Genomic DNA, 11,738 nt, shown 5'->3' on the forward strand with positions numbered 1-11,738 from the left:
ATCGTTATGTTGTATGGTAACACAACTTCTTGTGTGCTCCACATAAGGCAAAACAGGCATTTTTTCCCGGAAAACAGCGAAAATCAGCCTTACAAGAAGGCGGTTTCGTCGAACGAGCGCAATTTCCGGCTGTGCAACCGCTCCAGAGGCATGCCGCGCAAACGCTCCATTGCTCTTATGCCGATTTGCAGGTGGCGTGCAACCTGGGTCCGGTAAAAGTCCGACGCCATGCCTGGCAGTTTCAGCTCGCCGTGCAGCGGCTTGTCTGAGACGCAGAGCAGCGTGCCGTAGGGCACCCGGAAGCGGTAGCCGTTGGCGGCGATGGTGGCGCTTTCCATGTCCAGCGCGATGGCGCGGGATTGGGACAAGCGCTGCACCGGGCCGGACTGGTCCCTGAGTTCCCAGTTGCGGTTGTCGATGGTGGCGACAGTGCCGGTGCGCATGATCCGCTTGAGGTCGAAGCCCTCGTATTCGGTGATCTCCGCCACCGCTTCCTCCAGCGCGACCTGGATTTCCGCCAGCGCCGGGATCGGCGTCCAGATCGGGAGGTCGTCGTCCAGCACGTGATCCTCGCGCAGGTAGCCGTGGGCGAGGACGAAGTCACCCAGCGCCTGGGTGTTCCGCAGCCCCGCGCAATGGCCGACCATCAGCCAGGCATGCGGGCGCAGCACCGCGATGTGGTCGGTGGCGGTCTTGGCGTTGGAGGGGCCGACACCGATGTTGACCAAGGTGATGCCGTTCCCGTCTTCCCGCTTGAGGTGGTAGGTGGGCATCTGCGGCAGCTTGGCGATTTCCGGGATCTGAGCAGCGGGATCGGTGATCTCATGATCGCCGGTGCTGACAAAGCTGGTGTAGCCGGAACTGGGATCCGCCAGCTGGGCGCGGGCATAGGCCTCGAACTCTGCCACGTAGAACTGGTAGTTAGTGAACAGAACGTGGTTCTGGAAATGCTCGGCGCTGGTGGCGGTGTAGTGGGTCAGCCGGGCCAGTGAGTAGTCGATGCGCTGGGCGGTGAACAGCGACAGCGGGCCGGTGCCGTTGGCGGGCTGATGGGTGCCGTTGACGATGTCGTCGTTGGTGGTCGACAGGTCCGGCACGTCAAAGACGTCGCGCAGGGTGAAGCCGGCGGCTCCGTCCTGGGGCACAGTCAGGTCCGGGCGCGAGGCGACCGCAAAATGCACCGGGATCGGGGTGTCAGAGACGCCGATGATCACCGGCTGGCCGTGGTTGCGGATCAAGAGGCCGATCTGCTGGATCAGGTAATTGCGGAACAGGTCCGGCCGCGTCACTGTGGTGGCATAGGTGCCGGGCGCAGAGACATGGCCAAAGCTGAGGCGGCTGTCCACCTGGGCGAAGGTCAGGGTGGAAAAGCGGATCTCCGGGTAGAAGGCGCGGATGCGCTGGTTGTCCGGCGCGCCGTCCGCCATCGCGCGGGAGAATTCCTCGCAGATGAAACCGGTGGCCTGCCGGTAGAGCAGCTCCAGCCGGTCGACGGCCTCGGTTGCGTCGTTGAAGCTTTCGTCCGGCGGGTGGCCGGGATGTTTTGTTGTTATCATTGCGCGGGCTCGATTACCGGAATTTTCTGGAATGTGCGGACGTCGACAAGGCCCAGGTCGGAGATCCTGAGTTCCGGGATCACCACCAGCGCTAGAAGCGAATGCTGCATATAGGCGTTGTTGAGGTTGCAGCCGCAGGCCTGCATCGCCTCCATCATCACCTGCGCCTTGGCGGCCACTTCGGTGGCCGGGCTGTCGGACATCAGGCCTGCAATCGGCAGCTCGACCAGGGCCAGCTCCTCGCCGTCCTTGTAGAGTGTGATGCCGCCGCCGACCTCGGCCAGCCGGTTGGCGGCCAGCGCCATCTGTTCGCGGTCGGTGCCGACGACGATCATGTGGTGGCTGTCGTGCGCCACGGTGGAGGCCATCGCCATCCTGCCAGTGTAACCGAAGCCGGAGACAAAGGCGTTGGTGACGCCGCCGGTGGCGCGGTGGCGCTCGACCAGGGCGATCTGGCAGACGTCACTAGTGCCCTCGACCAGCCCGTCCACCACCGGCAGTTCCGCCCGCAGCGCCTTGGTCGGGGCCTGGTTCTCGACCACGCCGATCACATTGGCGGTGACTGCATTGGCGCCCTCGGGGGCGGCGAGTTCGAAGTCCCTGGCGGTCAGCTCATGGCCCAGATGCACAGTGCCGCGGGCGCTGGCGGGCCAGTCGTAATGCGGGCATTCGACCTTGATAGAGCCTGATTCCGCCACGATCTGACCGAGGGCAACCACCACTTCGATGGGCAGTTCGCGCAAGTTCGAGGTCAGGATCACATCGGCGCGGCGGCCGGGGGTGATGGAGCCGATCTCGCGTTCCAGCCCGAAATGGGTGGCGGTGTTGATCGTCGCCATCTGCAGCGCGATCACCGGGTCGCAGCCGCAGGCAATGGCGTGGCGCACCACCCGGTTCATGTGGCCGTCGTTGACCAAGGTGCCGGAGTGGCAGTCATCGGTGCAAAGGATGAAGTTGCGCGGATCCAGCCCTTTTTCGGTCACCGCGGTGATCTGGCTTTCGACGTCATACCAGGCAGAGCCCAGCCGCATCATCGACCGCATCCCTTGGCGCACCCGGGCGATGGCGTCGGCCTCGCAGGTGCCCTCGTGGTCGTCCGCCGGGCCGCCCGCCACATAAGCCGCGAAATCGGGGCCGAGGTCGGGGGAGGCATAGTGGCCGCCCACGGTTTTCCCCGCACGCTGGGTGGCGGCGATTTCCGCCAGCATCTTGGGGTCGGCATTGGCGACACCGGGGAAGTTCATCATCTCCCCCAGACCGATGATGCCCGGCCAGTTCATCGCCTCGGCGACGTCCTCGGCCGAGATTTCATAACCGGTGGTTTCCAGTCCCGGTGCAGAGGGCGCGCAGCTCGGCATCTGGGTGAAGATGTTGACCGGCTGCATCAGCGCTTCGTCATGCATGTAGCGTACGCCGTCCAGACCCAGCACATTGGCGATCTCATGCGGATCGGTGAACATCGAGGTGGTGCCATGCGGGATCACCGCGCGGGCGAACTCCGCAGGCGTGAGCATGCCGGACTCAATATGCATATGCGCGTCGCACAGGCCGGGGATCATGTAGCGGCCATTGGCCTCGATGATCTGCGTCTCCGGACCGGTGCAATAGGAGGCATCCGGCCCGACATAGGCGATGCGGCCCGCCTTGATCGCAATATCATGGTCCGGCAGTTGCTCGCGGGTGTGGACGTTGACCCAAATGCCCTGGCGGATCACCGTATCGGCCGGCGCGCGGCCTGCGGCTACTTCGATCAATTGCGGGGCGGTGTCGGGCCAGCTCGGGAAAATAGTATCTGACATAATCCAATTGTTCCGATTGCGGGCGGGAAGGCAAGCGGATTGCTTGCATTGCCATCAAAGCTTCACACCAGCGGTGGAAAGACGCCGAAGGCCGACGCATTTGGCGTTGCCGCGGGAAGGCGTCCGGAGAAGACTGCGGGCATGGATTATGACACAACAGACGCGGAGAGTTTGGGCCGCTCCCTGCGCGGGATCGGGATTAACCTGCTGGTGCGGGATGTTCTGGCTGAAGTTGACTTTTTGGAGACTGTTTTTGCCATGAAGGGCCATCGGGTGAGCAAGGATTTCGCCATCATCACCTATGGCGGTCATGTGTTTCAGCTGCACAGTGACGGCACCTATGCGGAAAATCCGCTGCTGGGGCTGCTGCCGGAAAACCCGCCGCGCGGTGCCGGGATTGAGGTCCGGCTTTATGACACCGATCCGGATGCGGCTTCGGCGCGTGCGAAGGCGGCGGGCTTTACCGTCATGCAAGCGCCCGCGGACAAGCCGCACGGCCTGCGCGAAGCCTATATCCTGTGTGAAAACGGCTATGCCTGGGTGCCCAGCCGGCCCAAGGGGTAAGCTATGGAAATTCCTCCCCTTTCGCTGGGGCGCCGGCCGGTCCATGCTGGGCCGAACCATTTGGATGCCGCGAGGGACCGCTGATGCACGCCATTGCCGATACAACTGCCCTGGTCGAGGAGGGAGTGCTGACCCCCGATCAGGCCCGCACCATCGAGACGCGCTCGCGCGAGGTGATGGTGTCGCTGGCGGTGAATGCGATCCTGTGTTTCGGGATCATCGCCGCCACCGCCGGCTTCATCTTCTGGCTGGCCGATCCGCTGGCGGTGGCGGTCACCGGCATCCTGATGCTGGGCGGCGGCCTGGCGGTTCTGGCGCGCGGAAGCGAGACGCTGCGGATGTTCGGCAACTCCGCCACGCTGATCGGGGCAGGCATGCTGATGGGCGGCGCCGGGATTGAGCTGGTCGACAAATACGAGGACATCGCCGGCTGGGTGATGCTGCCCGCCGGTGCGCTGGTGGCGCTGATCTGCACCTGGCGCTGGCGGCACGGGGCCTGGTCCACGGGGTTCGTTTTGGGGGCGGTCCTGCTGATGGGGCTGGCGATGCACCTGGCGGGGATCGAGCTGCTGCTGCAGCAATACGGCATCGGCTCACCGCTGCGGAACCTGGCGCTGCTCTATTACGCGGCGGCGCTGGCGCTGGCCGGCTGGCAGGTGGATGTGCGCTTTGTCACCGCGCTGGCTATCGCGCCCTTTGCCCAGATGCTGGAGACCGGCACCAGCTATTTCCACGCGGCCTATGTGTTCTATTCGCCGGAATCGACGCTGACGATCCTGCAGATGGTGCTGCTGATCGTGGTGTGCGTCCGGGGGGCGTCCCGGCTGGCAGAGCGCGACGCCCGGCACCTGCGCATTCTGGCGATCCTGGGCTTTGTGGTCGCGAACCTCTGCGCGCTGGTCGGATCCTTGTGGGGGGACGTGGTGGGCGAAACAGTCTGGGGGCCGGGCCGGTACAGCGATGGCTACGAGGACTGGGAAGCCTATGCGGCCGCACGCGATACCTTCCGCGACAGTGCGCTGTTCATTTCTGAGGATGTCTATTCGGTGCTGTGGGCGGCTGTGCTTGCGGCGGTGATTTTTTGGGCGGCGCAGCAACACCAGCGCGGGCTGTTCAACGCGGCGCTGACCTTTGCGGCGATTCATGCCTACACGCAGATGTTCGAGTCTTTCGCAGATGAGCCGCTGGCCTATGTGATTGGCGGGCTGGCCGCGATCCCGCTGGCCTGGGGGTTGTGGCGGCTGAATTTGTGGATGGCCGCCAAGCAGGGCTAACGGTGGGCGGAATCGCCCACCCTACGTAGGGTGGGCAATTTGCCCACCACCGCGCAAGGTCCGCGGAGTGACACCAAACTCCGCCTTGAAGGCCCTGGTCAGCGCGCTGGGGTCGTCATAGCCGCAGCGCAGGGCAATCTCCGAGACGCTCAAAACAGTCTCTAACACAAGCTTTCTCGCCTGTATCAGCCGCAGCCGCCGGTAAACCGCCTGCGGTGTCGCGCCGAGTTCGGCTTTCATCCGCGCCTCTAGGTCCTTCTGGCTGCGGCCCGCTTTCTTGGCCACGGCAGCAATCGGCAACGGCGCCTCCAGATTGGCCTGCATCACCGCAACCGCACGGGCCACGGATTTGCCGCGCACCAATATCGGGTCCTGGGTTTCGGTCGCCTCGGGTGCCATGAACAGTGTGGCAACCTCCAGCCGCAGGGCTGCTCCGTGCTGCTCGCCGATCAGCTCCATCATGGTGTCAAAGGCCGCAAGAGCGCCAGTGCAGGTGAAGCGGTTGCCGTCCCAGACCTGCCGCGCGCGCTCGGCTTGCACATCTGGAAAGGCCTCCGTGAAGCGGTCCAGCTCCTCCCAGTGGATGGTGGCGCGTTTGCCGTCCAGCAGCCCGGCTGCGGCCAGCAGCCAGGCACCGGTGTCGAAACCGGCCATAGCCTCATACCGCCGCGCCGCGGACTTCAGAGCCCGGGCGGTTGTCACAGTGGCATGGCGCAGAAAATCGTAGGAGGGCATCGCAATCAGCAGATCGCCGCTGCAATCGCCCAGCGTCCCATGCGCCCGAACCTCCATGCCCGAGGAGGATACAGCAGGCCCGCCATCCAAGGTCAGGAACCGCCAGGCATAGACCCGCCGCCCGGCGAAAGTGTTGGCGGCGCGCAGCGGCTCTACCGTGTTGGCCAGGCAATGGGCCGAGAAGGCATCAAACAGCAGCACATCCAATTGCTGCGTTGCAGCGGTATCTTTTGTCCAACTTCGCATGATCTTGTCTATCCCTGCATGATAGGTGCCGGCAAGCGGCGTATTCTGATCCGCAACAGATTTGCGAAGGAACACCGCCATGCAGTTCGGGATGACCGAAGAACAGTCGATGATCGTCGAAACCACCCGCGCCTTTGTGGAAAAGGAGCTGTATCCGCATGAGGCGGAGATCGAGCGTACCGGCCATCTGGACATGGATGTGATCCGCGATGTGCAGAAAAAGGCGATGGAAGCAGGGCTTTATGCCGCCAACATGCCCGAAGAAGTGGGCGGTGCCGGCCTCGATACCCTGACCTGGCTGATGTACGAAAAGGAACTGGGCCGCGCCAACTACGCGCTGCACTGGACCGGCGTCGCGCGCCCCTCGAACATCCTGCTGGCGGGCACCGAGGAGCAGAAAGAAAAGTACCTGTTCCCCTGCATGAAGGGCGAGAAGTGGGATTGCCTGGCGATGACCGAACCAGACGCGGGGTCCGACCTGCGCGGCATGAAGGCGACCGCGCGCCAGGATGGTGATGACTGGATCCTGAACGGCACCAAGCATTTCATCAGCCACGCGGACATTGCCGACTTTGCCATCTGCTTCATGGCGACCGGGGTCGAGGACACACAGCGCGGGCCGAAGAAAAAGATTACCGCCTTCTTTGTCGACAAGGGTACGCCGGGCTTCGAGGTGCGTGACGGCTACGGCAACGTCAGCCACCGCGGTTACACCAACGCGGTGCTGGAGTTCGACGATTGCCGCCTGCCGTCCTCGGCCATTCTGGGCGAGGTCGACAAGGGCTTCGAGGTTGCCAACACCTGGCTGGGCGCCACCCGCCTGCAAGTGGCCGCCACCTGCCTGGGCCGCGCCGAGCGCGCGTTGCAGCACTCGATCGAATACGCCGCCGAACGCAAGCAGTTCGGCCAGCAGATCGGCAAGTTCCAGGGCATCTCTTTCAAGCTCGCCGACATGGCGCTGGAGCTGAAGGCTGCGAACCTTTTGACCTGGGAGGCCGGCTGGAAGTTCGACCAGGGCACCGTTACCGAGAGCGACATGTCGATGGCCAAGCTGAAGGCAACCGAGATGCTGGCCTTTGTCGCGGACGAGGCGATCCAGATCCACGGCGGCATGGGCCTGATGGACGAGCTGCCGCTGGAACGCATCTGGCGCGACGCGCGGGTGGAGCGTATCTGGGAAGGCACCAGTGAAATCCAGCGGCACATCATCAGCCGCGAGATGCTGCGCGCCGTCGGAGGCTGATCCATGACCCGATCCGGGAAACCCGTTGTGACCATTACCTACTGCACCGGCTGCAACTGGCTGCTGCGGGCGGGCTGGATGGCGCAGGAGCTGCTGCAAACCTTCCAGGACCAATTGGGCGGGGTGACACTGGTTCCCGGAGATTTGGGCGGGATCTTTGAGATCCATGTTGACGAGGAGCTGGTCTGGGAACGCAAACGGGACAGCGGTTTTCCGGATGTGAAAGAGCTGAAGACCCGCGTGCGAGACCGGATTGACCCGGACCGGGATCTGGGCCATCTCGACCGGCCGGCACCTTGAAACCCAGCAGTTTTTTCGCCTTCGGCGAGGATATTTGAAGGCCAGAAGAAGAATGAAACCAGATCCAGCCCCCGGAGGGCAGCGCCGCAACCGGGGGCCTTCTCCTGGCGCGGTCATCGGCGTCCCCGCCTGTACCGCGCAACCAGCGTTGCCGATTCTGGTTAATGAAACCCTACGCTTCTTCTGGCTGAAAATATCCCTGCCGGAGGCTCCCGAACTCTCAACCAGCGGAACCGCTAGAAAATGACACGCGACCTTTCCCGCCTTTTCCGTCCCAAATCCATAGCCGTGATCGGCGGCGGCGCATGGTGCCGTCTGGTTATCGAGCAGTGCCAGAAGATGGGGTTTGAGGGCACTATCTGGCCCGTCCACCCCAAGGTCGGCGAGGTCGCGGGCCTGCCGGCGTTCAAGGACGCGGACAGCCTGCCGGAGTCACCGGATGCGGCCTTCATCGGGGTGAACCGCTTTGCCACCATCGAGGTGGTGCGGGCGCTCTCAACGCGTGGTGCCGGCGGGGCGGTGTGCTTTGCATCCGGTTTCCTGGAGGCCGCCGCTGAGGATGCCGAGGGCGCGGACCTTCAGACGCAGCTCTTGGAAGCGGCAGGCGACATGCCCTTCCTCGGCCCTAACTGCTATGGCTTCATCAACTACCTGGACGGCGCACTGCTGTGGCCGGATCAGCATGGCGGGGTCCGGGCGGAAAAAGGCGTGGCGCTGGTCACCCAAAGTTCCAACATTGCGATCAACCTGACCATGCAGAAACGCGGACTGCCAGTGGCCTATGTGGTGACCGCGGGCAACCAGGCGCAATCGGGTATTGCTGCAATTGGCGAGGCGCTGCTGGAAGACGACCGCGTGACCGCGCTGGGCCTGCATATCGAAGGCTTTGGCGACCTGCGTGCGTTTGAGGCGCTGGCGGCCCGCGCCCGTGATTTGGGCAAGCCGATCATTGCTCTAAAGGTTGGAAAATCGGCCGAGGCCCGGGCCGCAACTGTTTCTCATACCGCCTCGCTTGCAGGCGGCGACGCGGGGGCCGGGGCTTTGCTCTCACGCCTTGGCATTCCGCGTCTTGATGACCTGCCCTCCTTCCTGGAGACGCTGAAGCTGTTGCATGCGGCGGGGCGTTTGCCCTCGAACCGCATCGCAAGCATCAGCTGCTCCGGAGGGGAGGCAAGCCTGGCTGCGGATACAGGCCACACGCGAGGGGTGGAGTTCCCACCCTTGAATGCGCGCCAGAAGACGGATCTGCGGGAGGCGCTGGGTCCGATGGTGGCGCTTGCCAATCCGCTCGACTACCACACTTATATCTGGCGCGATGCCGAGGCGATGACCCGGGCGTTTGCGGCGATGATGGACCCGCAGCTGGCGATGACCTTGCTGATCGTCGATTTCCCGCGTGGCGACCGCTGCGATGCGTCGGACTGGGAATGCGCCATTCAGGCGGCCATCGGCTCGCACCAGCGGACGGGGGCCAACGTCGGTCTGGTGGCGACATTGCCGGAATTGCTGCCGGAGGATGTGGCGGCCCGGTTGATGCAGGCAGGTGTCGTGCCATTCTGCGGCCTCAGCGAAGCGGTTGCCGCCTGCGAGGCCGCGAGCCTGGCGCTGCCGGATGCACCTGCACCGCTGTTGCTGCCGACACCAGCCGTGGACCCTGACCTGGTGCCTGAGGCCGAGGCTAAGTGGCAATTGGCAAGTTACGGTCTGCGCGTTCCGCGCTCCAAACGGGCGGCCTCCGCCACTAACGCCCGTGCGGTGGCGGTGGATGTCGGTTTCCCGGTGGTGCTGAAGGGCGAGGGCGTTGCGCATAAGACCGAGGCAGGCGCCGTGGCTTTGAACCTGAACTCCGGGCAGGAGGTGAGCGATGCCGCCTTCAACATGCCCGCCTCGCGCTTTCTGGTCGAGGAAATGGTCACCGGTGCGGTCGCGGAGCTGCTGATCGGCGTGGTCAAGGATCCGGCGCATGGCTTTGTCATGACCTTGGCAGCGGGCGGCACCCTGACCGAGCTGATGGAGGACAGCGCCTCCTTCCTGCTGCCGGCTTCGGATTCGGAAATCGAAACCGCACTGAAGTCTCTGCGCATGGCGAAGCTGCTGGATGGCTACCGCGGCGCCCCGGCGGCGGACCGGGAGGCGGTCCTGCGCGCCATCCGCGCGGTGGAAGCCTACGTGATGGAAAACGCGCTGGGCCTGGAAGAGATCGAGATCAACCCGCTGCTCTGCACGCCTTCGGATGCGGTGGCGGCGGATGCGCTGATGCGCCGGATATACTGAGGCTTCGGCCCGGAAAAGGAACGGCATGACCCAAGCCAGGAGGAGATGAGATGAGTGACAGCCCCGAGAACAGCCCCGTGAAAACCCGCCGCGACGGCGCCATTCTGGAAGTGACGCTGGACCGGCCCAAGGCCAACGCCATTGATCTGGCCACCAGCCGGGTGATGGGTGAGGTGTTCCGTGATTTCCGCGACGACCCGGAACTGCGGGTGGCAATCCTGACCGGCGGCGGCGAAAAATTCTTCTGCCCGGGATGGGACCTGAAGGCAGCGGCGGACGGTGACGCGGTGGACGGCGACTATGGCGTCGGCGGTTTTGGCGGGCTGCAGGAACTGCGCGGCATGAACAAGCCGGTGATTGCTGCCGTGAACGGTATTGCCTGCGGCGGCGGCCTGGAGCTGGCGCTGTCGGCGGACATGATCATCGCCGCCGATCACGCCAGTTTTGCGCTGCCGGAAATCCGCTCCGGCACTGTGGCGGATGCAGCCAGCGTCAAGCTGCCCAAGCGCATCCCCTATCACATCGCCATGGAGCTGTTGCTCACGGGGCGCTGGTTTGATGCCGAGGAGGCCAACCGCTGGGGCCTGGTCAATGAGATCGTGGCGGCGGATCAGCTGATGGACCGCGCCTGGGAGCTGGCGCGCCTCTTGGCCTCCGGCCCGCCACTGGTCTACGCGGCGATCAAGGAGATCGTGCGCGACGCCGAGGACAGCAAATTTCAGGACGCGATGAACCGGATCACGCAGCGCCAGCTCAAGACGGTGGATGTGCTTTATGGTTCCGAGGACAACCTGGAAGGCGCCCGCGCCTTTGCCGAGAAACGCGATCCGGTCTGGAAGGGGCGCTGACACAGCACGCCGTCAGGCGGGCTGCCGGGCCCAAGGCTGCGGGTGGCATCGAAGATGCCGCCCAAAGGCGCGGGAGCTCCCGCCTGCTCCGGAACATCTGAAAATGTCCCTGCACAGTTGGGCCCGGCGCCGCGCGCTGCGCGGCGCTCTCCCTTTCCGGCGAACTGGCTGCCTGACCTTGAACCGGACTGAGTTTGGCCAGCTACACTTTCTGGAACAGGGCTATCAGTGCAGTGTCGTTCTTGTGCGCTCCGGCGGCGCCCGGGCCGTAGATCGGCACTTCAGTCAGGGTGAGGTTCTTGATCCATTGTCCGCGCAGCAGCCGGTCGAAGGCGTCTGTAAACCCGGCTTTCTCATAAAACCTGGCATTCACCGAAAGGGCAAACCAGGCATCGTGCGCGGCCACCCTTAGCAAGGCGGGCAGCACTTCAGGCCCGAGGTGGCCATGGGTGAAGGTGCCGGAGGAGACCACCCCGCGGTACGAGCTGCGCGGAACCGGGATTCCTTCCAGCAGGTCGGCCTCGATCAAGTCGCGGTAGGCATCCTTGCGCAGGGCTTCGGCCAGCATGGCAGCGCTGATGTCGGTGGCGTCGACAGGTTCTACCCCATACGTCCGCAAAGCTTGCCCGCAGAGGCCGGTACCGGCACCCACGTCCAGCACCGGGCCGGTTCCCCCGGCATCGGTAAATGCCTTGGCAGTCAATCCGGGCAGGAGGTAGTCCTGCCCGGCGGCGAAATCCTGATCGTATGAGCCGGCCCAGTCCCTGTACAGCCGTTTGGAATCGGCAGGTGTGTGCAGGGCGTAGGCGTCTGAAAGTCCCGGTTTCCGATTGTCCATGGCGGTCATGAAAAGGCGGAAGGAGATTCGAATCAACCCTTGCGCCCCGGGCGTGGCCAAC

General features: G+C 64.3%; 10 protein-coding genes. 6 read left to right on the plus strand and 4 right to left on the minus strand.

The genetic code is table 11. From position 1 onward, the window contains the following. Window positions 1-89 precede the first annotated feature (89 nt). Window positions 90-1,556, minus strand: a complete 1,467-nt coding sequence (locus AC5STI_RS13945; protein WP_495447096.1) for an AMP nucleosidase — start codon at window positions 1,554-1,556, stop codon at window positions 90-92. Continuing rightward, the gene (gene ade, locus AC5STI_RS13950; protein ID WP_495447097.1) at window positions 1,553-3,355 is read right to left on the minus strand and encodes an adenine deaminase; all 1,803 of its coding nucleotides are present in this window, start codon (window positions 3,353-3,355) and stop codon (window positions 1,553-1,555) included. The genes AC5STI_RS13945 and ade overlap by 4 nt, the downstream gene beginning before the upstream one ends. A 141-nt stretch (window positions 3,356-3,496) precedes the next feature. Between ade and AC5STI_RS13955 the strand changes: the two genes are divergently transcribed. Continuing rightward, window positions 3,497-3,919 (plus strand): VOC family protein, encoded by a 423-nt coding sequence (locus AC5STI_RS13955; RefSeq protein ID WP_495447098.1) that lies wholly within the window; start codon window positions 3,497-3,499, stop codon window positions 3,917-3,919. An 83-nt stretch (window positions 3,920-4,002) separates the two neighbouring features. Beyond that, complete coding sequence (locus AC5STI_RS13960) at window positions 4,003-5,193, plus strand: hypothetical protein (protein ID WP_495447099.1); 1,191 nt, start codon at window positions 4,003-4,005, stop codon at window positions 5,191-5,193. Window positions 5,194-5,214: 21 nt separating this feature from the next. Here AC5STI_RS13960 and AC5STI_RS13965 read toward each other — a convergent pair whose 3' ends face one another. Next, the gene (locus AC5STI_RS13965; RefSeq protein WP_495447100.1) at window positions 5,215-6,174 is read right to left on the minus strand and encodes a GlxA family transcriptional regulator; all 960 of its coding nucleotides are present in this window, start codon (window positions 6,172-6,174) and stop codon (window positions 5,215-5,217) included. A 79-nt stretch (window positions 6,175-6,253) separates the two neighbouring features. Between AC5STI_RS13965 and AC5STI_RS13970 the strand changes: the two genes are divergently transcribed. The 4 genes from AC5STI_RS13970 (at window position 6,254) to AC5STI_RS13985 (ending at window position 10,839) form a co-directional block, all read left to right on the plus strand. Beyond that, window positions 6,254-7,417: an acyl-CoA dehydrogenase family protein gene (locus AC5STI_RS13970; protein ID WP_495447101.1), complete on the plus strand. Its 1,164-nt coding sequence runs from the start codon at window positions 6,254-6,256 to the stop codon at window positions 7,415-7,417. Window positions 7,418-7,420: 3 nt separating this feature from the next. Further along, a complete protein-coding gene (locus AC5STI_RS13975; protein WP_495447102.1) occupies window positions 7,421-7,717 on the plus strand; it encodes an Rdx family protein in 297 nt (98 codons plus the stop codon). A 243-nt stretch (window positions 7,718-7,960) separates the two neighbouring features. Continuing rightward, window positions 7,961-9,991: an acetate--CoA ligase family protein gene (locus AC5STI_RS13980; RefSeq protein ID WP_495447103.1), complete on the plus strand. Its 2,031-nt coding sequence runs from the start codon at window positions 7,961-7,963 to the stop codon at window positions 9,989-9,991. 50 nt (window positions 9,992-10,041) lie between these two features. Then, window positions 10,042-10,839 (plus strand): carnitinyl-CoA dehydratase, encoded by a 798-nt coding sequence (locus AC5STI_RS13985; RefSeq protein WP_495447104.1) that lies wholly within the window; start codon window positions 10,042-10,044, stop codon window positions 10,837-10,839. Window positions 10,840-11,041: 202 nt separating this feature from the next. Here the strand turns inward: AC5STI_RS13985 and AC5STI_RS13990 are convergent, their stop codons facing one another. Then, window positions 11,042-11,677 carry a class I SAM-dependent DNA methyltransferase gene (locus AC5STI_RS13990; RefSeq protein WP_495447768.1) on the minus strand — a complete coding sequence of 212 codons (636 nt, stop codon included), beginning with the start codon at window positions 11,675-11,677 and terminating at the stop codon, window positions 11,042-11,044. Window positions 11,678-11,738: the final 61 nt, after the last annotated feature.

Source organism: Leisingera sp. CC-HEC096, from assembly GCF_059429235.1.

Coding starts and splice junctions, on each gene's coding strand:
- AC5STI_RS13945 (WP_495447096.1), bottom strand. CDS start 1,556: ATGATAACAACAAAACATCCCGGCCACCCGCCGGACGAAAGCTTCAAC.
- ade (WP_495447097.1), bottom strand. CDS start 3,355: ATGTCAGATACTATTTTCCCGAGCTGGCCCGACACCGCCCCGCAATTG.
- AC5STI_RS13955 (WP_495447098.1), top strand. CDS start 3,497: ATGGATTATGACACAACAGACGCGGAGAGTTTGGGCCGCTCCCTGCGC.
- AC5STI_RS13960 (WP_495447099.1), top strand. CDS start 4,003: ATGCACGCCATTGCCGATACAACTGCCCTGGTCGAGGAGGGAGTGCTG.
- AC5STI_RS13965 (WP_495447100.1), bottom strand. CDS start 6,174: ATGCGAAGTTGGACAAAAGATACCGCTGCAACGCAGCAATTGGATGTG.
- AC5STI_RS13970 (WP_495447101.1), top strand. CDS start 6,254: ATGCAGTTCGGGATGACCGAAGAACAGTCGATGATCGTCGAAACCACC.
- AC5STI_RS13975 (WP_495447102.1), top strand. CDS start 7,421: ATGACCCGATCCGGGAAACCCGTTGTGACCATTACCTACTGCACCGGC.
- AC5STI_RS13980 (WP_495447103.1), top strand. CDS start 7,961: ATGACACGCGACCTTTCCCGCCTTTTCCGTCCCAAATCCATAGCCGTG.
- AC5STI_RS13985 (WP_495447104.1), top strand. CDS start 10,042: ATGAGTGACAGCCCCGAGAACAGCCCCGTGAAAACCCGCCGCGACGGC.
- AC5STI_RS13990 (WP_495447768.1), bottom strand. CDS start 11,677: ATGGACAATCGGAAACCGGGACTTTCAGACGCCTACGCCCTGCACACA.